Below are 22,198 nucleotides of genomic sequence, written 5' to 3' on the forward strand. Positions count from 1 at the left end.
CGCTTTTATTTAATATATGGTTTTGCCGTCTTTGTTTTTAAAACGGTATTCGAGATACGTATAAGCATCTCTTGGTTGTATTTTCACCCATTTCTTATGTTCCAAGAACCACTTGGCACGTATAGATGGGAAACCTTTGGTGAGGTAGGCTGCAATAAATGGGTGTATATTCAATATAATACCATTGTCACTTGCAGGTCCTTTCAACAATTTTTCTAGGTCTGAATTGATTTTCTCGATCAAAACTATTGGGGCCTCTACTTCTTGCCCTGGGGCATTCGGATTTTCCTCACTGGTTTTGATGTTCATTTCGGGCCTAACCCGTTGTCTTGTAATTTGTATGAGTCCAAACTTGCTCGGGGGCAAGATTTTGTGTTTGGCGCGGTCATCTTTCATCTCATCCCTAAGGTGGTCAAAAAGTTTCCTTCTGTGGTCAGGTTTGGACATATCGATGAAATCTACAACGATAATTCCTCCCATATCCCGCAATCGCAATTGTCTTGCAATTTCAGACGCTGCCAACAAATTTACTTCCAGAGCCGTATCTTCTTGATTTTTTGCTTTGTTAGAACGGTTACCACTGTTTACGTCCACTACGTGGAGAGCTTCGGTGTGTTCTATGATCAAGTACGCACCCTTACTCATGGAGGCGGTACGGCCAAAGGAGGTTTTAATTTGCCGATCTATTCCAAATTTTTCAAAAATTGGAACATTGGAATCGTACAACTTTACAATAGATTCTTTTTCTGGCGCAATTTCTTGCACGTAATCCTTTACTTCGGTATAAAGCGTTTCATCGTCTACATATATCCCTGTAAAGGAATCGTTGAAAACGTCCCTCAGTATGGAGGATGCGCGGTTCAACTCAACCAGGACTTTGGATGGATGTGGAGCTTTATACAATTTTTTGCACATTACTGTCCATTTGGTCAGTAAGTTCTGTAGATCTCGGTCCAGTTCGGCTACTTTCTTGCCTTCTGCAACTGTTCTGATTATAACACCAAATCCTTTGGGCTTTATGCTCTTAACGAGCCTTTTTAGCCTTTCTTTTTCTTCTTTGCTCTCAATTTTCTGTGAAACGGAGACACGGTCGGAAAATGGGACCATTACCAAATAACGTCCAGCCAATGAAAGCTCGGAACTTATTCTGGGTCCTTTTGTGGAAATGGGTTCTTTAACAATTTGCACTAATAAAGATTGGTTGGCTTTGATAACATCATTGATGCTACCATCCTTATCAATCTCTTTGTCAAATGGAAAGTCTTTCAGGGTAAAATCTTTCAATTTTCCCATACTCGCCTTTTTTACAAATTTCAACATGGTCGAAAGCTGTGGTCCTAAGTCGTGGTAATGTAGAAAGGCATCTTTCTCATAACCAACATTAACAAAGGCAGCATTTAATCCGGTAACTGGCTTACGTACTTTGGCAATTAAGATATCGCCAACCGTAAAGTTGTTACTTTCTTCTTCTTTGTGAAGTTCTGTAAGTTTTCCATCCTTTAATAAGGCAAAATCGACGGCTTCAGGACTTGATCTTACGATCAGTTCTCTATTCACCTGAATCAATTTATACTCATCCCTTCTCGATATACATCGGGGTTGGGACGAATGGATTAAACATTAGTTGTAACAGGCTGTTAAAACCCGTCGAAATTCCGTTAAGGAATTTCTATGTCAATGAACTTAATAAAAAGAAAAAGTAGTTGTAAAACTACTTTTTCTTGTGTCGGTTAGCTCTCCTACGCTTCTTGCGTTTATGGGTTGCTACCTTATGTCTTTTTCTCTTTTTACCACTAGGCATAAAAATTTACTTTAGGGTTAATACTTTATTTAACTTGTACGTTGCTTTTAACTCCTTCAACAAAAACCTTTGCAGGCTTAAATGCAGGAATGTTGTGCGAAGGTATTTTAATGGTAGTGTTTTTGGAAATATTCCTACCAGTCTTTTCTGCTCTTGTTTTAATAATGAAACTACCAAAACCTCGTAAGTAAACATTGTCTCCATTTTCCAATGAAGTTTTTACCTCTTCCATAAAAGTTTCAACAGTAGCCTGTACATCTCCTTTTTCAATACCCAGTTTTTCTGAGATTCTCGTTACAATGTCTGCTTTCGTCATTTTGTAATATAGATTTTCTATGTGTTTTTTTCGGGTTGCAAATATATGAATTAAATTCAATCTTTTATCTTAAAGGACTTAATTTTAAGTCTATAAACCTTTACTTTTGTTCTTTAGTATTTTATAAATGTCTTTTTCCCAAAAAATTATTCATTGGTATTCGGCCAACAAACGGAGTTTACCATGGAGAAACACCACAGATCCCTATAAGATTTGGCTATCGGAAATTATGTTGCAACAGACCCGCGTAGCACAGGGAATGCCTTATTACGAGCGGTTTATAGAACATTTTCCAACGGTTCATGACTTGGCCAACGCGTCCGAAGAAGAGGTGTTGAAACTATGGCAGGGACTTGGGTATTATTCCAGGGCAAGGAATTTACACGCCACCGCTAAATTAATTTCGGAAAAATACAACGGGCAGTTTCCAGATAACTATAAAGGGTTGTTGGCACTAAAGGGGGTAGGTGACTATACTGCCAGCGCCATAGCTTCTTTCTGTTTCAAAGAGGCGCAACCCGTTGTTGATGGAAATGTTTACCGGGTCCTGTCGCGTTATTTTGGAATAGACCTGCCTATCAACAGCACAGAGGGCATCAAATATTTTAAGGCTTTGGCCTTAAAGCTGATGGATGCCGATCAAATTGCGGACTATAATCAAGGAATCATGGAGTTTGGTGCTTTGCAGTGTGCGCCAAAGAATCCTTATTGTTTGCATTGTCCCTTAAACGATAGTTGTGTGGCATTACAGAAAGGAAAAATAGATGTCCTCCCAGTGAAATTGAAAAAGACCAAGGTTAAGGAACGTTTTTTCAATTACCTTGTAGTGTTGGATAAGGATTATACTATTGAGATAAGGCAAAGAAGGGGTAGGGGGATATGGCAAAACCTTTATGAGTTTCCTTTGCTGGAAACAGAAAGGGAATATTCATTGGAAGAAATAACCAATACCATGGATACTGTTTTGGAGTTAAAGGAAACTTCTGAGATCTATCAATTCAATGAAAAAAAAATTGTACATAAACTGTCCCACCAGCATTTGCACACTAAATTTTGGATCGTAAAAAGTGGGGAGAAACACAGGAACGGGGTGAGCCTTGAAGAGCTTAAGGAATATCCTGTGCCAGTTTTGATAGCAGAGTTTATAAATACGTTTAAATTTTAGTATTTTTGATATAAGTTTACAACTATGAGCGGTACATTAAATAAGGTGATGCTAATTGGGCATCTTGGGGATGAGGTTAAGATTCATTACTTTGAAGGGGGAAATTGTATTGCGCGTTTTCCTTTGGCAACCAATGAAACCTACACCAATAAACAGACCGGAGAAAAGGTGACCAATACAGATTGGCACAATGTGGTGGTGCGAAATAAGGCCGCTGAAATCTGTGAAAAGTACTTGAGCAAAGGAGATAAAATATATGTTGAAGGAAGATTGAAAAATCGTCAGTGGCAAGGAGAGGACGGTACCACGCGCTATACTACAGAGGTACACGTTCAGGAATTCACCTTTTTGACCACCAAAAATGAAAGTTCATCCAATGCGCCATCTGGAGCTCCTTCTTCCGGACCTTCCAAAACAAGCGCACCGGCATCGAACGCCCCAAAAGCAACACCGCCATCAAGTGCGCCAGAAGAGGATGATGATTTACCTTTCTAAAATAACCTTACACTAAATTTTGACTGTTGGATCCAGACCCCTTTAGTTTACTGCTGAATTTTATCGAATTGGATAGTGTTATTGCACTTCAGGTTATTGTACTCATTTCGTTGCTGATATGTTCCGCTATGATTTCGGGTGCTGAAGTAGCCTTATTTGGACTTTCCCCCACGGATATCAACGATATCATGGAGCAAAAGACCACCAAAGGAAATATTTTGGTGAAATTATTGGAGCGCCCCAAAAAGTTATTGGCGACTATACTTATTGCCAACAATACCATTAACATCGGGATTGTTTTATTGTTCAGCAATATGGGCGATGTCCTGTTCTCCAATATTACCTATATGTGGTTGGGTATAATTTCCGTGCGCTTTTTGTTGGAAGTTGTAGTGGTAACATTCCTTATTTTAATGTTTGGGGAAATATTGCCAAAAATTTATGCCAATAGGAACAGGAAAACTTTTGCCAATAGCATGGCCTATCCTTTAAAGGTGTTGGATTTTCTTTTGACTCCTTTGAGTATGCCCATGAGATCGGCAACAATATTTTTGCACCGTAGATTGGGGAAACAGAAATCCAATCTAAGTGTAGACCACTTATCACAGGCTTTGGAGCTTACTTCGGAAGGTGATACCACTAAAGAGGAGCAAAAGATCCTGCAGGGAATTGTCTCTTTTGGGAATACAGATACCAAGCAGGTTATGTTGCCAAGGATAGATATTTTTGCCATTAATGTGGAAATGAAATTTTTGGAGGTTTTGGAAGAGATCAAAAAAAACGGTTATTCCAGGGTGCCAGTGTACGAGGAGAATATAGATAATGTAAAAGGGGTGCTTTATGTCAAGGACCTTTTACCATATATAGATCGTAAAATGTTCAATTGGTCCACTTTGGTGCGGGAACCTTATTTTGTTCCTGAAAACAAGAAGTTGGACGACCTGTTGATGGAGTTCCAAGAAAAGAAAAATCATTTGGCCATTGTGGTTGATGAATATGGTGGAACTTCTGGAATAGTGACTCTTGAGGATATTATAGAAGAAATTGTTGGAGATATCATAGATGAGTTTGACGACGAGGACTTGGTTTATTCAAAACTGGACGACTTTAACTACGTTTTTGATGGTAAAACAGCCTTAAAGGATTTTTACCGGGTTGCCAAAATTGAAGATGAAGAAGACTTTGAGGAGCGCAAAGGGGAATCTGAAACAATAGCAGGTTTTGTACTGGAGATAGCGGGCAGTTTCCCAAAAAGAGGAGAAAAGATTCTTTTTAAGGGGTATTCCTTTATAGTGGAAAGCCTGGACAAAAAGAGATTGAGACAAATAAAAATATCATTGCCACATGACTTTTAGATCTATATTCTTCATTGTTTTTCTAATCTCCTTTATGGGATGCAAGGAAGAGGTGCTTCCCAAGCCAAAGGCAATGTTGCGCCTGGAGTATCCTGAAATGGCATCTAAGAAATTAGAAGTGGATTGTGCCTACGCATTCGAATACAATGCAGAGGCCAATTTGAAATTGAAAAAGGATTGTTCCCTAACGTTGGAGTATCCTGAGATGAAGGGTGCCCTCTTTATCAGCTATAAAAGTGTAGAGGGGAATCTAACCAAATTGATGTCAGATGCCCAAAAATTCTCGTATGAACACGTGGCCAAAGCTGATAACATATTGGAGCAACCTTTTGTCAATGAAGCTGACAGGGTATATGGGATGTATTATGAGGTTAAGGGCAATGCCGCTTCCCAATCCCAATTTTATCTAACGGACAGCATATCACATTTTGTTACGGGTTCGCTTTATTTTTATACCAAGCCCAACTATGATTCTATTTTGCCGGCTGCGGTCCATCTACAAAAGGACATACGCCATATCATGGAAACCATGAGGTGGAAAGATTAAATAAAAAAAGGAGGCCAATTGGCCTCCTTTTTTTATTAGTAAAAGCAAATATTAAAGCCCTTTGAAAATTTTAACTTCTTTGTCCTTGCTATAGTAGATATCTTCGGAAACATAATCCACATCATAGATGGGTTTATTGTTTTCCAAAACAATCTTGGTCATCTCTTCTCCCGATTCTTTATTTACTTTGATCAGTAGTTTTTCTCCATTATCACCTTTGGCAAAAATAAGGGCATAGTTGTCCGTTTCTTGCATGGCATCATATCTGGACTGTACAAATGTTTGCCCAATCCTTCCAGTAAGATATCCGGCTTCCCCAATTGCTTTAGCTTTTTGGCCAAATGCGGGATGGGTACTCGAATAGTTGACCGCATTACCATCAGAGTCTCTGTAAGAGCTGTTAATTGTAACTTCTGCTGCTGCAACACCACCTACAATTTGTGCGGCTATGAAGGTACTTTTTAGTAGTCTTCTTCCCAATTCACCTGGCTGTACATATGTATTGTGGAATAATACTTCCCCATTGTGATTTACCCCAATTACTTCACTTTGTCCAGAAATGGAAACATTGTTTTCAAAAAGTTCCAGACCGGTAATCAATTTTTCATTCTTTAATTTAAGTTTGGCATAGGGTTTTGGCTTGTCATTTGTGTTCTCTTTAAATTTGTAGAGTTCCTCATCATTAAATACAATAAATTCTCCAGTGGCTTCATTGTATTTTGAAAAGGTTGGTCTCTTTTCATTTAATTTAAGATTCCCTTTCCAGATTTTTTTTCCCGACTTGTAGTCAACTAAATTTGCATAGGTAGCGGTGACATAAAGAATCCTACCGTTGTTTGTTTTTTCAAGAAAATGAACTGGGTCTTCCTCATCATCACATATCTTAACATCACTTTTCCATAACTTTTCCCCATTCTTGTCAATAAGCATCATTTCATCATCATAAACATAGAGAAAATCAGAGTCTATTGGAATAACCGATTTAATCCCTTTTCCTTTGGGATCCTTTTTCCATACTTTTTCTCCTGTTTCATAATCGTAGAAGTTGAAACCTTTATAATGAGCTAGGAGCATTTTATCCTGCCAATCTTCAAACCTCACCAAGTATTTGGTTTTAACGGGATCTTCCCAGACAGGTGTCCCCGATGTGGCATCATATAATACAATTTCACTTTTGTTGGCAAGAAAGCCCTTGGTTTTTACCGTTATTAATTTGCTACCATCCAAAGAAGTTTTAAAATCAGTGATGTCATCTTCTTCTTTGCTCCAGAGTAACTTACCAGATTGTTTGTCCAAAACATAAAATTTGGATTTTATCAGGGCGAATATTTTGTCCTTGGAATACTCCATTAAATCACCAAACGCCATTTCGTCATTACCCGAAAGCTTAGCCAAGGATTGAAGAAAGGCACCATAGGTTGTGGAAACGGTAGTTTTCCAATCAAAGTCGTTTCTGCTCAATGAATATTTCGCAATAATAAGTTCCTTATTGTCTAAGCCTCTTAGCAGTAAGGCGTTTTCATCAAAAAGATACTCAGCTTGGAAGTATCTTTCTTTTTCTATAGAGGAAAAGAGTAGGTCCCCAGTGTTACTGTTGTAGACATACAAATTGTCATCATAGAATTTCAAAATAAATGGGGTGTCTTCAATTGGTTCGAAATCCATAGAAACACCGGCCATTGGGCCATTTGCCAAAATTTGTGATGCTGCATCTACCGCATCACGCTTGGGGGCGTCAATGGTCCAAAGAATATTTTCAGTTTGTGGATCGTATCCGTGTATTTTGTTCCCTTCGGAAACAACGACCACCCCATTGAAGGGAACAACTATTAGGTCGTCTACGTTACTTTCGAAGGATAGGGTTTTGTCAGGGTTTTTTTGTGCCAATAATACGCCTATACATAAAAAGTAGGCGAAAGCAAAAATCACTTTTCTCATAAATGGTTGGTTTTTGAAGATTATAATCTACAAAGTTACCATTTATAACGGAGAATATTGCCTCATAAAACGTTTATTCGTTCTAAGGTAAAATTCAAAATTAGTAAGGTGCTGATATTTAGTTATCTAAGGGACTGTGTTGCTGGTTGTTGTTTTCCAACAATTTTTCTGCTCTTTCAATACTACCGTTTATTTTTTCTTTGAGCTCCTTAACTTTGTCCTGCTCTTCGTTGAGCCATAGTTGTTTTTGCTCGGTAAGCTCTTTTCCTTTCATGATCTCTTCATAATCGAAACGGTCGCCCAGTTCTCTCATCCAATCCATCATGGCCTTATTGGCTTCTTGTAGGTCAATTTTTGCCTCTTTGTATAACTGCCCTGTCTCTGTGGAATCTTCCAACTTGTTTAATTTCCCTACCAAACGCCCAATTTTACCCATTTTTGGCATTAATTCATCATGTACCGCCATGACCTCTTTCATCTGGACGTTATTATTAGGTTCTTTTTTTTCCTCTTTACAGCTCAGGAAAAAAAGACTAAAGACAAAAGCTATTACAAGGGCAGATACTCTCATTGGATTTGTTTTTTGGATATTACAAAATTAATATTTCGTACTCGAATCCCTTCCCAAAGGACATCATTTTTTAGTGGGTAATGTCATAATTATGGCTGCTAAAATAAAATTGTAGTTGTATTGAATCATTGTTTGGTATAAAAGTCCAATTTTGCAATCAAATTTTAGAGCATGAGCGAACAGACCAGAAAATGGGTTTATTTAATACTCTTATCCCTAATCTGGGGATCTTCTTTTATACTTATCAAAAAGGCCTTGGTGGGTTTGAGTCCTGTTCAAGTAGGGGGATTGCGGATTGTATTTGCAGGGAGCTTTTTATTGCTCATCGGATTTAAAAGTTTAAGGTCGATTACCGTTGCCGAATGGAAATGGATAACGGCAGCTGGATTTTTGAGCTCTTTCTTTCCTCCATTTTTATTTGCATTGGCCCAAACACAAATAGATAGTGGCGTAACAGCAATTTTTAACTCGTTGGTGCCCTTGAACACTGCCTTGATAGGAACCCTTTTATTCGGGGCCATTATTACCAAAAAGCAGATTTTGGGAATTTTCGTGGGACTGTTGGGAACGGTCGCTTTAATTGCTGCAGGAATGGAGTTTAGTCCAAATCAGAATTATTGGTATGCCATCTTTATTTTGTTGTCCGCCATGGGATATGCATTTAATATCAATATCATAAAAAAGCATCTTACACATTTAAGTCCATTGGCGGTTACTACAGGGAGTTTTGCAATGGTCATTGTCCCCGCCTTTATGATATTGATCTATTCAGGATTTTTTACAGAGGTGTGGTCCAATGAGGCAATGCATATGCCCATGGCCTATATCTTTATTTTGGGCATAGTAGGAACGGCAATCGCAAATTTGTTCTTTAATAAATTGATACGCGTTGCCAGTCCTGTTTTTGCTGCCTCGGTGACCTATGTGCTTCCCTTGGTGGCTGTCTTATGGGGTATTTGGGATGGGGAAAAACTCAATGCCTATCAGTTGATAGGTGCCTTGATTATCTTACTGGGCGTTTGGATGGTGAACAAAAAAAGAAAAGCACCCAAAACTGTGTAAACAGTATTGGATGCTTTCCATAAAAATGAAGCGACAGTTATTGAAAATCGGCAGGAGTTACCCCCTCGTTTAATTTAATGTCTTTAACTTTAAAATCGATCTTTTGAGGCCCCATACTTTGAATCAATGAGAATGGGAAAAGTATTCCTGATACTTCCTTGTAATCTCCATATCCAAAAGTAGTGCTCATGGTTTGTCCTTGTGCTTCCACAGTTACAGCATCCTGTATTTTTAGACCGGTCTCCATGCTGTAAAAGGAGGTTTTCTCTTCGGATACCTTTACCTTGTAGGCTTTTTGACCGTCTACCATTTCAATACCTTCTAAAGAGGCAGTACCATTTATGTAGTCCATTTCAGGAAATGGGGACGATTCAGCTTTTAACTTTTGAAGCTCTGCCTCTTCCAATTCTTTGCGTTGTCCCTGCATCACCATATACCCTTTATCACCGTCGATGACTTGCTTGCTCATAGAATTGCCCATTACCTTTACATCTTGCATAAATTGGTCCTTGGATGTTTTCTTCATCTCCAGATCTAGTTTCATACCTTGCATTTCGGCCTCGGCGACCATGGCAAATGATGTGACACCTTCCAATTTAGATTTACCGCCAATGGCTTCCATATAAGATTCAAGAACAGTTTTCACCGTGGTTCCTTCTGGAATGGCTACTTCATATTTAGGCTTCTCTACTTTGTTGATCTCTTTGTCGTAATAGTGCACTGGAATTTTTTTCCCATTAAAAGTCACCTGCTCCAATTTATCAAGGACCTCACTTCCTTTTCCGGCAACTACAACTCTTGCATTTTCCGTGCTGAAATATTTTTTGGCAGCAGCCTGCACCTCTTCAATGGTAATGGCGTTGATACGCTCCAAATACGTTTTGTAAAAGTCTTTAGGGAGCCCTTCGGTTTCAATGTTCAATGCGTAACCTGCGATGGTCTCTGGTCTTTCCAGGGCCATAATGAAATTACCAATGTATTTTTCTTTGGTGTTGGCAAGTTCCTCAGCAGTTACGGGCTCTTTTATGATTCTATCTATTTCTTTAAGAAGTTCCACTACAGAACTGTCCGTTACGGCATTACGTACGCTTGCAGTGGCCATAAATCTCGAAGGAGCATATTTGTTATTGCCTATTCTGGAATAGGATCCGTAGGTGTAACCTTTATCTTCCCTAAGGTTAAGGAACAGGCGGCCTTCTCCCCCTCCACCTAAGATCTCGTTGGTTACCAAAGCGGCCAAATAATCTGGACTGCTCATTTTTAGATCTACCAAGCTTTCTACGGCAATTTCCGATTGAACTGCGTTGGGAACATCCACAAAATTAATTTGGGTGTACAAGGCATTTTGAGGTTTTGTGAATTCAAAAGAAGGTGGCGTGGCCTTGGTCCAAGGCGTGAAATTTTTCTTCACCAATTTTTCAACTTCTTTTGGAGTCACATCACCAATTACTATCAGATAGGCATTGGCTGGCACAAAGTAGCTACTGTAGAATTGCCTTACATCTGCTAGGGACACATTATTAACGGTTTCCTCTGTGGTAAACTCGCCATATGGATGTTCTTTCCCATAAGCAAGAGCTGCTTGTGCCCTTCCAGCTATGGTGGCAACATTCTTTTCTTGGTTCTTTAAACCCGTTATTAATTTGTCTTTTTCTTTATCAAACTCTTCTTGTGTAAAATTTGGATTGATAGCGGCGTCTGCCATTAACTCCAAAATTCTTGGAAAATACTTGGACAAGGAACTCGCAAAGGCACTTTGGGAACCAAAATTTACTCGTGCCCCCAAAAAGTCAACCTCTTCGTTAAAGGCATCCTTGGAGATATTTTTGGAACCGTTACCCAAAAGACTGGAAACAAAGGAGCGCACTCCAGCTTTGTTCCCTTCAGAAATAGGTGGGTTGTCAATCTGTAATTGAATTGTTACCCTTGGGAGTTTGTGGTTTTCCACAACCAAAACTTTTAAGCCATTTTTTAGCTCAAAACGCTGGGGTTCCAATAAATTTATTTCAGGTGATGGTCCCGGTTCGGGCATTTTTGTTCTATCGACCTGTGCATACGTGGTCAGGGCCATAAGTGCCAAAACCAGGGTTGTAAATATTTTTTTCATCTCTAATTTAATTTGCTGGTTTTTCTTCAGGTAGGTAATCTATAACCACACGTTGGTTGGGATTTAAATATTTATTGGCCACAGCCTTCATTTCTTCCCTTGTGATAGATCTGTAAATTTCAATTTCTTTGTTGATCAAAGAAGTGTCCCCGTATAAAAGGTAATTGGTAGCCAATGACCCTGCAATTCCTTCCACGCTGGAGTTAGAATTCACAAAATTGTTTTCAATCTTATTCTGTAGCTTTTGATAATCCTTTTCGGAAATCAAATCGGTTCTCACCTTGGCAATCTCCTCTTCTGCTTCAGAGACCAATACATCTAAACTGGTATCACCTACTGGTAGTCCAAAAATAAGGTACATGCCATAATCTTCTTGTGCAATATTGAAGGCACCGATCTGTAGTGCCTGTTTTTGCTCGTCTACCATCTTTTTGTATAGTTTGGAACTCTTGCCATCGCTCAGGTAGGAAGATATCATTTCCAAAACATAGGCATCACGTTCCTGAAAACCAGGTGTTCTATACGCGACAATGGTCGCTGGGATTTGAATGTTTGGATCGTAGGCCACCGTTTCTACTTCTGTGGTAATTGGATCTTCCAAGGGGTAGTTTCTTGTAACCGTGGCTCCTTTTGGAATGGGGGCAAAATAATCCTGGATTATTTTTTTGGTCTCCCCTATATTTATGTCACCAGCCACAACCAATACGGCATTGTTGGGAACATAATACTTTTTGTTGTAGGCAATCACATCTTCCAGAGTGGCAGCATCAAGATCTTCCATATAGCCAATGTTGGGATCTTTATATGGGTGATTCTTAAAAAGACTCTTGCCCACTACAGGTAGTATTTGACCATAGGGGGAATTGTCATATCGCAATCTTTTTTCTTCTTTCACCACCTCATTCTGTGTGTCTATCCCTTTTTGGTCGATGACAGGGTGCAGCATTCTCTCTGATTCCAGCCAAAGCCCCAACTTAAGGTTATTGGAGGGGAAAACCTCATAATAATAGGTTCTGTCCTGAGAGGTGTTGGCATTGTTCCTACCGCCATTGGAAGAAACTATTTCGAACCATTTGCCTCGTTCTATATTTTTCGTGCCCTCAAATAATAGGTGTTCAAAAAAATGAGCAAACCCGGTTCTCCCTTCTGTTCTGTCCTTGCCTCCCACATGGTACATTACCGATGTTGTCACCAAAGGTGCGGTATTGTCCTGATGCAAAATCACATGGAGGCCATTGTCCAGGTCGTATTCCTCATAAGCCACTTCTTGGGCCCCTATTTGTGTTGCCATGAGCAACGTACAAACAGCTAATAAAAATTTTCCATTCATTGTAATTAGAATTTAAATTCTCAAGTTTATTTTATTAGTAGCAAAATAAAGAATTTGTTACAAAAACAATGATTATTTTCTGTATATATTTCGATAAAGTGTTAATTCTTTATGCAGTTTTATTGGAAGAAATCACGAATATTCTGTAACTTCACGCTTTAAACCAAAATAATTAGCATATGATGCGTTTTGCTCTTCCTATTAGATTTGGAATTGCCACTAGTGGTTCTCTGATTGCGTACTTTTTAATATTGTCGCTTTTTGGTTTGCACACTAATATTTTTTATAGTCTATTTAATGGCGTAATTACGGGCTTTGGGATTTTTGAAGCCATAAAATATCTTCGTTTGCAGGAAGGTAAGGCATTTAACTACACTAAAGGGTTTAGTGCAGGTATTGTCACCGGATTTATGGCCACCATTGTTTTTACAATATTCTTTGCTTTTTACACAACTGAAGTCGATACTGGATTTTTGGCAGAACTTTCCAAAGTTTGGTTTAAGGATTACAAGACAGAAGGGGGAATCGTATTCTTTACGGTAGCCATTATGGGGTTTTCAACCTCATTGGTTTTAACCTTGGCTTTTATGCAATTGTTTAAAACTGCAAGAAAGGATTGAAAATCAATCGCATTAAATTCAAAAAAACACTTGTGAGTTAGCAATTTAGCAGTATATTTGCACCCGCCTATATAAAATAGGCAATCTTTGAAATTAATAAATAATATACACGCTATGTACGCAATTGTAGAGATAGCAGGGCAGCAATTTAAAGTTGCGAAAGACCAAAAAGTGTATGTTCACCGCTTGCAAGACGAAGAAGGTAGCAAAGTTACTTTTGATAACGTTCTTTTGTTGGAAGATGGTAAGGACATCACAATTGGCGCCCCAGCTATAGACGGAGCCGCTGTTGAGGCGAAAGTCGTTAAGCACCTTAAAGGTGACAAAGTAATCGTTTTTCACAAGAAAAGACGTAAGGGTTACAAAAAGAAAAACGGTCACCGTCAGTATTTGACAGAGATTAAAATTGAAAGCATTGTTGCTTCAGGAGCTACAAAAGTGGCTAAGAAAGAAGTAGCAAAGAAAGAGGCTCCTAAGAAGGAAGCTCCAAAAAAAGAAGCTAAACCAGCTGCTGCGGCTCCAAAAAAAGTCGCTGCTCCAACTGAAGACTTGAGCAAGAATACTGTTGCTGAGTTGAAAGAAATGGCAAAAGCAAAAGGTATCGAAGGGATTTCTTCTATGAAAAAATCTGATTTGATTGAAGCTTTAAGTAAATAGTTAAGAATTAAAACAAAATATCATGGCACATAAGAAAGGTGTTGGTAGTTCCAAAAACGGTAGGGAATCAGAATCAAAACGTTTAGGCGTAAAGATCTTTGGTGGACAAGCTGCCATTGCTGGAAATATCATCGTAAGACAACGTGGTACTAGACACAATCCAGGTGAAAATGTTTATGCCGGGAAAGATCATACCCTACACGCTAGAGTAGATGGTCTTGTAAAATTTGAAAAGAAAGCAGGAGGTAAATCCTTTGTTTCTATTGATCCTTTCGAGGCATAAGGAACGATGCTTATAAATTTAAAAGCCCTCTTTGGAAACAAGGAGGGTTTTTTTGTTTAATTTATTGATTTGAGTTCTTTTTTTTATTTATCGAGATGATTTTTATACTGGGCAGAGATTACTAATCAAAAATAGCCATAGTATGAAAAAATTAATCGCTTGTAGTTTTCTTTCCTTGTCCTTGTTGTTTTCAAGTTGCTTGGGTTCCTTCAATGCCTTTAATAACCTAAAAGACTGGAACCAGAGTGCTTCTGACAGTAAGTTTGTGAACAACTTAATTTTTTGGGGTTTGAACATCATTCCCGTTTACGGTCTCTTTTTCGTTGGGGATGCCCTTATATTTAATGTGATCGAATTTTGGTCGGGCTCTAACCCTATCGCTATGCAGGATGGGGATTCGGAAATTCAGATAGTAGAAAGGGATGGGAATACTATTGAAATGATCGCAACCAAAAACAGAATGGAAATCACTGTCTTGGACGGACCTAAAAAAGGAAAAAAAGTAGATTTGGTTTACAGGCCTCACGAAAAATCATGGAATGCTGTAAAGCCAAACGGAGAAATCATAAAGCTTTCTTCCTTTAAAGAAGGACTTTATATTGTCTATATGCCCAACGGGGAGGAAGTTAAAATTAATCCATTACAATCCAAGGAGGAAGGGTTGGCTGTTATTAAGGAGCAGACAGATTGTTATTATTTGAACGGAATGATGGCCGAAGCTAACTAATTACCATCAATATTGAAAAAAGCCCTAAGTTCAAAGCTGAACTTAGGGCTTTTTTTATGGTTGGCTTACCACTGCTGACTTCTGAATTTTTTAGATTTCGCAAACGTAACGGTCTGCGAAAGATACTCTTCTAAATCATAAGTTGGAATGGGAAGGATGCTCTCCAATAGGGTAGTATCCCATTGATTGGGCATAGAGGTCAAATAAGGATGTAGATGTACCCCGATGGTCTCGTAATAATATTTTTCCAAATCCGATTTAAAACCAGTAGTGCCATTGATCTTTTCCTGGGTGAAACTAAAATTTTTAAAACCTACAATATCGAAAATTTTAGACATTCCGGTCTTGAGGTTCGTTTCTTTGGAGTGGACGATATTCAGTTGCCCAATATCCGTTTCCATCGCCTTTACAATTACCCGTGCGGCATAATCTGTCGGTATTATATTCAGTCCGGCAGTATCGGTGGTAGAGATTCTAATAAGGTCATTGGAATTGCTATTGTGGAAAAACTTGGCAAAGAGGTAAAAGACCATATATTTTGAAATAAAAAAATGTGGGTGGTCCTTGATATTCCCGCCCAATACGCTAGGTCTTAGGATTTGTACCGGTATATTGTGTTTTACGCCTGCTTCCAATAGGAATTTTTCCGAAGCATGCTTTGATGCTTCATAATGGTTACGGTATTTGCCCTTGTGCTTATTGGAATAATCGTTGTCTAGAACACCTCCAATATCACCAGCTGCAAAGGCGGTGCTGATATAGACGAACTTAGACATGAAAGGCGTATAGGCGTTAAAGATATCCTTGGTAAATGCATAATTTTCATTGAAAATATCTTCTTTGGCACTATGGGCTGTTGAAAGATTGACGAATCCTGCCGAATGGATAAAAAAATCTATTTTTTGATGCTTCAGAATTGAAGTCGGGTCCAAAAGTAATGTAGCATCAATAACCTGTATTCTGTCCAGAATGCTGGGCAAATTGTCCTTTATAAAGTTGGGGGCATATTCACTATGGAGCATTTTTATAATTCGCTCCTCTGGAGTGTTCGAATTTTTGCTTCGGATGGGTAGAAAAACCTTTTCTATAATTTGAGACTTCTGCTCAAAGAGGGAGAAAAGTATCTTGGATCCAAGCGTTCCTGTGGCTCCAGTTAAAATTATTTTCATGAATACACGGTTGGTTTAATTGGGTGTGTCATTTAAAGATTGAACCCTTATCTTACTTCTCATAAGATAAGGGTTCTAGATCCTCACTATTAGTATTGTTCAGTACTAACGAATGTTAATACCTGTAATATTCAGGTTTAAATGGTCCCTCAACAGAAACCCCAATGTATTTTGCCTGTTCTGGACGTAGGGTTTCCAATTCAACGCCCAATCGTTCCAAGTGCAATTTTGCTACTTTTTCATCCAAATGTTTTGGAAGCATATACACATCGTTTTCATATTTATCCTTGTGTTTCCAAAGCTCAATTTGTGCCAACGTCTGGTTGGTGAACGAGTTGCTCATCACAAAACTTGGGTGACCTGTGGCACATCCAAGATTCACCAATCGGCCTTCGGCCAAAAGGATTATGTCCTTCCCATCAATGGTATACTTGTCTACCTGTGGTTTGATCTGGTCTTTGGTATATCCATAGTTTTTGTTCAACCAAGCCATATCTATCTCATTGTCAAAATGACCAATATTACAAACGATCACCTTATCCTTCATTGCTTTAAAATGCTGTGATTGGATGATGTCCTTATTTCCAGTGGTGGTGATCACGACATCGGCATTGCCAACAACAGTCTCCATTTTCTTCACTTCAAACCCGTCCATTGCAGCTTGCAATGCACAAATTGGGTCAATTTCAGTAACTGTTACAATAGAACCTGCTCCTTTAAATGAGGCAGCTGTTCCCTTACCCACATCACCATAACCGGCAACAACAACTCTTTTCCCAGCTAGCATAGTGTCCGTGGCCCTTCTTATGGCATCTACGGCACTCTCTCTACACCCATACTTGTTGTCAAATTTGGATTTTGTAACGGAGTCGTTTACATTGATGGCAGGCATTGGTAAGGTACCGTTCTTCACTCTTTCGTAAAGTCTGTGAACACCTGTTGTGGTTTCTTCGGATAGTCCATTGATGCCGCTGGCCAATTCTGGATATTTGTCCAACACCATATTTGTTAAGTCTCCACCATCATCCAAGATCATGTTCAATGGCTTGCGATCTTCCCCGAAAAACAAGGTCTGTTCTATACACCAATCAAATTCTTCCTCGTTCATCCCTTTCCAAGCATATACAGGTATTCCTGCCGCTGCGATGGCAGCTGCTGCCTGATCTTGGGTAGAGAATATGTTACATGAGCTCCAGGTTACCTCTGCACCAAGTGCTACCAAAGTCTCAATAAGTACTGCTGTTTGAATGGTCATATGCAAACAACCGGCAATACGCGCTCCTTTTAAGGGCTGTTCATCTTTGTATTCCTCCCTTAAGGACATTAGGCCTGGCATTTCTGCTTCGGCCAATAGAATTTCTTTTCGGCCCCAATCGGCTAGGGACATATCTTTTACCTTATTTGGTACATAAGGAACGGTTTTGGTGCTCATGTGATCAATTTTTTTGTTATAATTATATAAAATGTCAGCGATAAAGAGGGTGGAGGATTAATTATTATATCATCTGCTCACATCTTTACCATTTTATTTTTACTTTCGTTATATAGCGCTTTTTACCGCTATATTCTGAGTGCAAAGGTACTAATTACTTAAATAAACCAATGGCTATTTACAAAACTATAACAGTAAGGCCTGGTGTTGTGGTGCATATCTGGAAGATAGAGGAAACAGAGGATGAGCTTTCCAAGGATATTGTGTTGACCCCACATTGCCAGAAAAGGCTTAACGGGATGAAATCTGAACTTCATAGAAGGGGATTTTTGAGCATACGCCACTTATTGGCCGTTGTTGGTTATACGGACCATGACCTGTTTTATGACGATGCGGGGAAACCCCATTTAAAGGATGGTCGGCATATATCCATAACCCATTCCCACGAATTCACTGGGATTATCGTTGCGGATTTTGATGAAGTGGGTATAGACATAGAAATGCAACGCGATAAAATCCTGAGGATTGCAAATAAATTTACGCCGTTGGAGGAATATAGGACCCTGGCCAATTCAGATGCCATCATTCGAAAGCTTACGATCGTATGGGGAGCAAAGGAATCGCTTTATAAAATTTATGCCAAACACGGACTGAGCTTTTTACACCACGTGGATGTGAAGGACTTTTCCTTTTCGGATTCCAAGACAACAGCAGAAATCCTATACCATGGGGACCAATCATTCTACGATATAAATTTTCTGGAATTTGAAGATTATACCTGTGTGTATGCAGTAAAACAGGCATAAAGACCATAGGGCTTGTGTCCAAATTCTATATTAAATAATTTCCACTGTTATCTTTAATTTCAAACACATTTCATGAACATTTCCGTTGAGCTCACCCTATCTCCCTTACAGGACACTTATGAGGAGCATATTATCAATTTTATCAAAAAATTAAGGGCTTCGGGACTTACCGTCTTAGAGAACCCTTTGAGCACTCAAATTTATGGGGATTACGATAAGGTCATGTCCCTTTTGCAGGAAGAAATTAAGGAGGCTTTTGAGTTGATGGACAAAGGCTTGTTGTATATGAAAATCGTAAAATCGGACAGAAGCGAGTATGAGCCCCATTTTTGATTGGATTTTTGCACAATATGAAGGAATAGCTACCCATTTGATCATTTTGGAGATGTTTGGGGTATTCTTTGGTTTTCTCAGCGTTTGGTATTCCATGCGGGAGAATATTTTGGTATTCCCAACCGGTATCATCAGTACTGGGATTTTCGTCTATATCTTATTGGTTTTTGGCCTTTTGGGCGATATGCTTATCAACGCCTATTATTTTACCATGAGCATATATGGATGGTACGTTTGGACAAGAAAAGTAGATGCTACCCATTTTATTCCTATTACTAAAACAACATCCAAGGAAAGGAAATGGTCTGCAATTCTTTTTGTAGCCACGATTGTATTTGTAATGGTTGTATACCTGTTTTTTGATAAGCTGGATAGTTGGACCTCCTATGTAGATTCTTTTACTACTGCTATTTTCTTTGTTGGGATGTGGCTGATGGCCAGAAAAAAGATTGAAAACTGGATTTACTGGATTATAGGAGATATAATATCTGTCCCTTTATATCTTTACAAAGGACTTATATTTACTTCTTTACAGTATTTTTTATTCACAATTATAGCCATTTTCGGGTATCTAGCATGGAAGAAAAGTTTAAACAAGAGCCCTCAGACATTATTAAAATAGTTTTGTTCGGACCAGAATCTACTGGTAAAACAACCCTGTCGGCGCTGTTGGCCAAACACTATAATACAGTCTGGGTCCCGGAGTACGCAAGGGAATATTTGCAGGATAAATGGAACAAGGAACATAAGACCTGTGAGCCAAAGGACTTACTCCCCATTGCAGAGGGTCAGATGCTTTTAGAAAATACCCTATCAAAAAAGGCAAATGATATTTTAATATGCGACACTGATCTGCTTGAGACCAAGGTATATTCCGAAGCTTATTATTTGGGGTATTGTGACCCTGTCTTGGAGAAGCATGCGTTGGAAAATACCTACGACCTTTATTTGTTGACGTATATAGATGTTCCTTGGGAGAAAGACGATCTTAGGGACAAGCCCGATGAAAGAGAACGAATGTTTTTATATTTCAAGGATACTTTAGAAGAATATGGTCGAAATTTTGTTATTTTAAAGGGTGATACAAAAACCAGGTTGGCCAAGGCCGTGGAACACATTGATAAATTACTTAAAAAATGACAGCATTTTCATCAAGCGATCATCAACAACTTTTAGATAAGGGAATTAAAAAAGAAAAGGTATTAGACCAAATTGAAACCTTTAAGGAGGGGATTCCTTTTGTGCATTTGGAGAAGGCAGCAATAATTTCGGACGGGATATTAAAATTTAGTCCTACCGAGGAAAAGGAGTTGGTATCAATTTTTGATAAACTGAAAGCCAAAAAGGCACTTTTGAAATTCGTGCCGGCCTCAGGTGCCGCATCTAGAATGTTTAAAGCGTTGTTTAACTTTTTGGAATCATTTGATCCATCAAAGGAAAGTTTAAAATCGTATTTGGATAGGACCGGAGATAAAGACATAGAAGCATTTGTTGATGGAATAAAGAATTTTCCTTTCTATGATAAAATAGAAAAGAGAATATCAGGAATGGCTAAATCCAATGATGAAGAGGTGTATCTCTTTGTCCAGGAAATGTTGGCAGAGGACAAATTGAACTATGGTTTTTATCCCAAAGGTCTTTTGCCATTTCATAAATATGGTACACATGGGGCCACCCCCTTTGAAGAACATCTAAAAGAGGGTTCTCTATACGCTAAGGTTGATGGTGCCGCACAACTTCACTTTACCATCTCAGAACAACATGATGAGATGTTCAAAAAAGAATTTAAAGAAGTGAACGAGAGGGTATCCAAAGCTACGGGAACAGAATTCCGAGTTAGTTACTCCTATCAAAAGCCTGCTACAGATACGGTGGCAGTAACCATGACCAATGAACTGTTCCGGAATTCAGATGGCTCCTTGCTTTTTCGGCCAGGTGGTCACGGAGCATTGATTGAAAACCTCAATGAACAGAATGCTGATATCATATTTATTAAAAATATTGATAATGTTGTGGTTGACAAGGTTGTTGATCAGGTAGCCAACAGTAAAAAGGTGTTGGCAGGTTTACTGTTGAAACTACAAGAAAAGGCATTTGCGTATGCCGCCTTATTGGAAAAGAATGGAGAGACCTTGGATGAGGTCATGGAGGTTAAATCCTTTCTGGAGGAACAGTTAAATGTGAGGTTCGTATCTAACTTCGATAGCTTTACCATAGCACAACAATTGGAAATCCTAAAAGACAAGCTCAATAGACCTATCCGAATTTGCGGAATGGTAAAAAATGAAGGGGAGCCTGGTGGAGGTCCTTTTTGGATAAAGGATAAAACAGATCATATATCCCTACAGATTATCGAGAGTGCCCAAGTAGATATGTCCAACGGTGGTCAGGTGGCAATTTTTAAAAACTCAACCCACTTTAATCCAGTGGATCTCGTCTGTGGTGTAAAGAACTATAAAGGTGAAAAATTTAATCTCTTGAATTTTGTGGACCACAAACAAGGGTTTATCACTCAAAAAACCAAAGATGGCAAGGATTTAAAGGCACTAGAACTTCCTGGATTATGGAATGGGGCAATGGCATATTGGAATACGATATTTGTGGAGGTGCCGTTGGTGACCTTTAACCCTGTTAAAACCGTAAATGACTTATTAAAACCTACCCATCAAGTGAAATAGGAAATTAAAACTTTAAATTAAATATCCATTTGGAGTAAAAAAGTGTGTAAGTTTTACACACTTTTTTTGTTTGGGATACACAATTACACATCTTCTTTTCTGCCGGCATTTTTAACAATCCATGATAAACAGGGCCCTTGAGCGTATTTCCATAGGCTATTATGTTTTGGCACTATTTTTCCTTTATCCATTGTAATAATGAAAATGAGTATTCACTTAAAACGTAGTAAAATGAAAAATATAGTATATGCCACAGCAATTGCACTAGGAAGTTTGTCAACAATTTCTGCCAACCCTCCAATTTTCCATGATGGAATCATGGAATTGGTAATTGCACAAGAGTTTACTGAAATCGCCGTAAAGGATGTTCCTACAGCAGTCGTTGAAGGATTGGAGAAAGATCATATGGGAGCCACCATTCAAAAGGCATATGTCAATGAAGAATTGGAATATAAATTAGAGGTAGCCTTGGAAGATGGTTCCACAAGCACTTTTTATTTTGACGCCGATGGTAACCCCATTGATATGTAATTTATAAAGTACAAAAGTTAGTTTTTGGTTAGTTTGGTTTTGAGGGAGGCTGCAGCAATGCAGCCTCCCTTATTTTTTTGACTCGCTCTCTGTATACCTGCTACACACCTGGGCACAGAATTACGCACAATTACACAGCTTCGTTATTTGTTCAATTCATAGAACGCAAAATAAGACATTGATTTTCAGCGGTTTAAATATTTTTTTCCTCTCGTAAGTGAAGTTCGGCATCATTATTTCAATAGGAATAACAGGTTTAACCTTTAAATATAAAC

23 protein-coding genes are annotated in these 22,198 nt (G+C 38.7%); 15 read left to right on the forward strand and 8 right to left on the reverse strand.

The features are described 5' to 3' along the window. Positions 1-9 precede the first annotated feature (9 nt). Positions 10-1,557 carry an Rne/Rng family ribonuclease gene (locus SB49_RS13460; protein WP_062057426.1) on the reverse strand — a complete coding sequence of 516 codons (1,548 nt, stop codon included), beginning with the start codon at positions 1,555-1,557 and terminating at the stop codon, positions 10-12. A gap of 269 nt (positions 1,558-1,826) precedes the next feature. Continuing rightward, positions 1,827-2,117 carry an HU family DNA-binding protein gene (locus SB49_RS13465; RefSeq protein ID WP_062059236.1) on the reverse strand — a complete coding sequence of 97 codons (291 nt, stop codon included), beginning with the start codon at positions 2,115-2,117 and terminating at the stop codon, positions 1,827-1,829. 127 nt (positions 2,118-2,244) lie between these two features. Here SB49_RS13465 and mutY point away from each other — a divergent pair, with 127 nt between their 5' ends. Genes mutY through gldD form a run of 4 tightly spaced genes read left to right on the forward strand, consistent with a single transcriptional unit; the run spans position 2,245 to position 5,679 of the window. Then, on the forward strand, positions 2,245-3,282 hold the full coding sequence (mutY, locus tag SB49_RS13470) for an A/G-specific adenine glycosylase (protein ID WP_062057429.1): 1,038 nt from the start codon (positions 2,245-2,247) through the stop codon (positions 3,280-3,282). Positions 3,283-3,306: 24 nt separating this feature from the next. Beyond that, positions 3,307-3,777, forward strand: a complete 471-nt coding sequence (locus SB49_RS13475) for a single-stranded DNA-binding protein (protein WP_062057432.1) — start codon at positions 3,307-3,309, stop codon at positions 3,775-3,777. A 26-nt stretch (positions 3,778-3,803) separates the two neighbouring features. Next, the gene (locus SB49_RS13480) at positions 3,804-5,132 is read left to right on the forward strand and encodes a gliding motility-associated protein GldE (protein WP_062057435.1); all 1,329 of its coding nucleotides are present in this window, start codon (positions 3,804-3,806) and stop codon (positions 5,130-5,132) included. Continuing rightward, positions 5,122-5,679, forward strand: a complete 558-nt coding sequence (gene gldD, locus SB49_RS13485; protein ID WP_062057438.1) for a gliding motility lipoprotein GldD — start codon at positions 5,122-5,124, stop codon at positions 5,677-5,679. The genes SB49_RS13480 and gldD overlap by 11 nt, the downstream gene beginning before the upstream one ends. Before the next feature lie 51 nt (positions 5,680-5,730). Here the strand turns inward: gldD and SB49_RS13490 are convergent, their stop codons facing one another. Next, positions 5,731-7,617, reverse strand: a complete 1,887-nt coding sequence (locus SB49_RS13490) for an outer membrane protein assembly factor BamB family protein (protein WP_062057441.1) — start codon at positions 7,615-7,617, stop codon at positions 5,731-5,733. A 118-nt stretch (positions 7,618-7,735) separates the two neighbouring features. Continuing rightward, a complete protein-coding gene (locus SB49_RS13495) occupies positions 7,736-8,188 on the reverse strand; it encodes a hypothetical protein (RefSeq protein WP_062057446.1) in 453 nt (150 codons plus the stop codon). Between the two features lie 171 nt (positions 8,189-8,359). Here SB49_RS13495 and SB49_RS13500 point away from each other — a divergent pair, with 171 nt between their 5' ends. Continuing rightward, positions 8,360-9,250, forward strand: coding sequence for a DMT family transporter (locus SB49_RS13500; RefSeq protein WP_062057451.1), 891 nt, complete (start codon positions 8,360-8,362; stop codon positions 9,248-9,250). Positions 9,251-9,287: 37 nt separating this feature from the next. On the opposite strand, the gene SB49_RS13505 is transcribed toward SB49_RS13500, so the two are convergent. Further along, on the reverse strand, positions 9,288-11,357 hold the full coding sequence (locus SB49_RS13505; RefSeq protein ID WP_062057453.1) for a M16 family metallopeptidase: 2,070 nt from the start codon (positions 11,355-11,357) through the stop codon (positions 9,288-9,290). Positions 11,358-11,364: 7 nt separating this feature from the next. Further along, on the reverse strand, positions 11,365-12,687 hold the full coding sequence (locus SB49_RS13510) for a M16 family metallopeptidase (protein ID WP_062057456.1): 1,323 nt from the start codon (positions 12,685-12,687) through the stop codon (positions 11,365-11,367). Between the two features lie 179 nt (positions 12,688-12,866). On the opposite strand from SB49_RS13510, the gene SB49_RS13515 reads away from it, so the two are divergent. From SB49_RS13515 to SB49_RS13530, 4 genes are all read left to right on the forward strand, one after another. After that, on the forward strand, positions 12,867-13,307 hold the full coding sequence (locus SB49_RS13515) for a hypothetical protein (RefSeq protein ID WP_062057459.1): 441 nt from the start codon (positions 12,867-12,869) through the stop codon (positions 13,305-13,307). Between the two features lie 114 nt (positions 13,308-13,421). After that, positions 13,422-13,964, forward strand: coding sequence for a 50S ribosomal protein L21 (gene rplU / locus SB49_RS13520; RefSeq protein ID WP_062057462.1), 543 nt, complete (start codon positions 13,422-13,424; stop codon positions 13,962-13,964). A gap of 22 nt (positions 13,965-13,986) precedes the next feature. Next, positions 13,987-14,247, forward strand: a complete 261-nt coding sequence (gene rpmA, locus SB49_RS13525; protein ID WP_062057465.1) for a 50S ribosomal protein L27 — start codon at positions 13,987-13,989, stop codon at positions 14,245-14,247. Between the two features lie 142 nt (positions 14,248-14,389). Next, positions 14,390-14,974, forward strand: a complete 585-nt coding sequence (locus SB49_RS13530; protein ID WP_062057468.1) for a DUF3332 domain-containing protein — start codon at positions 14,390-14,392, stop codon at positions 14,972-14,974. Positions 14,975-15,039: 65 nt separating this feature from the next. On the opposite strand, the gene SB49_RS13535 is transcribed toward SB49_RS13530, so the two are convergent. Both SB49_RS13535 and ahcY read right to left on the reverse strand, forming a co-directional pair. Beyond that, positions 15,040-16,143, reverse strand: coding sequence for an SDR family oxidoreductase (locus SB49_RS13535; protein ID WP_062057471.1), 1,104 nt, complete (start codon positions 16,141-16,143; stop codon positions 15,040-15,042). A 115-nt stretch (positions 16,144-16,258) separates the two neighbouring features. Next, positions 16,259-17,575: an adenosylhomocysteinase gene (gene ahcY, locus SB49_RS13540; RefSeq protein ID WP_062057473.1), complete on the reverse strand. Its 1,317-nt coding sequence runs from the start codon at positions 17,573-17,575 to the stop codon at positions 16,259-16,261. Between the two features lie 170 nt (positions 17,576-17,745). Here ahcY and SB49_RS13545 point away from each other — a divergent pair, with 170 nt between their 5' ends. From SB49_RS13545 to SB49_RS13570, 6 genes are all read left to right on the forward strand, one after another. After that, positions 17,746-18,381, forward strand: coding sequence for a 4'-phosphopantetheinyl transferase family protein (locus SB49_RS13545; RefSeq protein ID WP_062057476.1), 636 nt, complete (start codon positions 17,746-17,748; stop codon positions 18,379-18,381). A 72-nt stretch (positions 18,382-18,453) separates the two neighbouring features. Continuing rightward, positions 18,454-18,714 carry a thiamine-binding protein gene (locus tag SB49_RS13550; RefSeq protein WP_062057478.1) on the forward strand — a complete coding sequence of 87 codons (261 nt, stop codon included), beginning with the start codon at positions 18,454-18,456 and terminating at the stop codon, positions 18,712-18,714. After that, positions 18,698-19,336, forward strand: coding sequence for a nicotinamide riboside transporter PnuC (gene pnuC, locus SB49_RS13555; protein ID WP_062057481.1), 639 nt, complete (start codon positions 18,698-18,700; stop codon positions 19,334-19,336). Before SB49_RS13550 ends, pnuC begins: the two co-directional genes overlap by 17 nt. Then, on the forward strand, positions 19,291-19,854 hold the full coding sequence (locus tag SB49_RS13560; protein WP_062057483.1) for an AAA family ATPase: 564 nt from the start codon (positions 19,291-19,293) through the stop codon (positions 19,852-19,854). Before pnuC ends, SB49_RS13560 begins: the two co-directional genes overlap by 46 nt. Continuing rightward, positions 19,851-21,392, forward strand: coding sequence for a DUF4301 family protein (locus SB49_RS13565; RefSeq protein WP_062057486.1), 1,542 nt, complete (start codon positions 19,851-19,853; stop codon positions 21,390-21,392). Before SB49_RS13560 ends, SB49_RS13565 begins: the two co-directional genes overlap by 4 nt. 231 nt (positions 21,393-21,623) lie before the next feature. Continuing rightward, on the forward strand, positions 21,624-21,923 hold the full coding sequence (locus tag SB49_RS13570; protein WP_062059239.1) for a hypothetical protein: 300 nt from the start codon (positions 21,624-21,626) through the stop codon (positions 21,921-21,923). Positions 21,924-22,198: the final 275 nt, after the last annotated feature.

Source organism: Sediminicola sp. YIK13 (assembly GCF_001430825.1).
Taxonomy (GTDB): Bacteria; Bacteroidota; Bacteroidia; order Flavobacteriales; family Flavobacteriaceae; genus Sediminicola.

Bases quoted from the DNA above. Each gene is read 5' to 3' on its own strand.
- SB49_RS13465 (WP_062059236.1), bottom strand. From the start codon at position 2,117: ATGACGAAAGCAGACATTGTAACGAGAATCTCAGAAAAACTGGGTATT.
- mutY (WP_062057429.1), top strand. From the start codon at position 2,245: ATGTCTTTTTCCCAAAAAATTATTCATTGGTATTCGGCCAACAAACGG.
- SB49_RS13475 (WP_062057432.1), top strand. From the start codon at position 3,307: ATGAGCGGTACATTAAATAAGGTGATGCTAATTGGGCATCTTGGGGAT.
- gldD (WP_062057438.1), top strand. From the start codon at position 5,122: ATGACTTTTAGATCTATATTCTTCATTGTTTTTCTAATCTCCTTTATG.
- SB49_RS13490 (WP_062057441.1), bottom strand. From the start codon at position 7,617: ATGAGAAAAGTGATTTTTGCTTTCGCCTACTTTTTATGTATAGGCGTA.
- SB49_RS13495 (WP_062057446.1), bottom strand. From the start codon at position 8,188: ATGAGAGTATCTGCCCTTGTAATAGCTTTTGTCTTTAGTCTTTTTTTC.
- SB49_RS13500 (WP_062057451.1), top strand. From the start codon at position 8,360: ATGAGCGAACAGACCAGAAAATGGGTTTATTTAATACTCTTATCCCTA.
- SB49_RS13505 (WP_062057453.1), bottom strand. From the start codon at position 11,357: ATGAAAAAAATATTTACAACCCTGGTTTTGGCACTTATGGCCCTGACC.
- SB49_RS13510 (WP_062057456.1), bottom strand. From the start codon at position 12,687: ATGAATGGAAAATTTTTATTAGCTGTTTGTACGTTGCTCATGGCAACA.
- SB49_RS13515 (WP_062057459.1), top strand. From the start codon at position 12,867: ATGATGCGTTTTGCTCTTCCTATTAGATTTGGAATTGCCACTAGTGGT.
- rplU (WP_062057462.1), top strand. From the start codon at position 13,422: ATGTACGCAATTGTAGAGATAGCAGGGCAGCAATTTAAAGTTGCGAAA.
- rpmA (WP_062057465.1), top strand. From the start codon at position 13,987: ATGGCACATAAGAAAGGTGTTGGTAGTTCCAAAAACGGTAGGGAATCA.
- SB49_RS13530 (WP_062057468.1), top strand. From the start codon at position 14,390: ATGAAAAAATTAATCGCTTGTAGTTTTCTTTCCTTGTCCTTGTTGTTT.
- SB49_RS13535 (WP_062057471.1), bottom strand. From the start codon at position 16,143: ATGAAAATAATTTTAACTGGAGCCACAGGAACGCTTGGATCCAAGATA.
- ahcY (WP_062057473.1), bottom strand. From the start codon at position 17,575: ATGAGCACCAAAACCGTTCCTTATGTACCAAATAAGGTAAAAGATATG.
- SB49_RS13545 (WP_062057476.1), top strand. From the start codon at position 17,746: ATGGCTATTTACAAAACTATAACAGTAAGGCCTGGTGTTGTGGTGCAT.
- SB49_RS13550 (WP_062057478.1), top strand. From the start codon at position 18,454: ATGAACATTTCCGTTGAGCTCACCCTATCTCCCTTACAGGACACTTAT.
- pnuC (WP_062057481.1), top strand. From the start codon at position 18,698: ATGAGCCCCATTTTTGATTGGATTTTTGCACAATATGAAGGAATAGCT.
- SB49_RS13560 (WP_062057483.1), top strand. From the start codon at position 19,291: ATGGAAGAAAAGTTTAAACAAGAGCCCTCAGACATTATTAAAATAGTT.
- SB49_RS13565 (WP_062057486.1), top strand. From the start codon at position 19,851: ATGACAGCATTTTCATCAAGCGATCATCAACAACTTTTAGATAAGGGA.
- SB49_RS13570 (WP_062059239.1), top strand. From the start codon at position 21,624: ATGAAAAATATAGTATATGCCACAGCAATTGCACTAGGAAGTTTGTCA.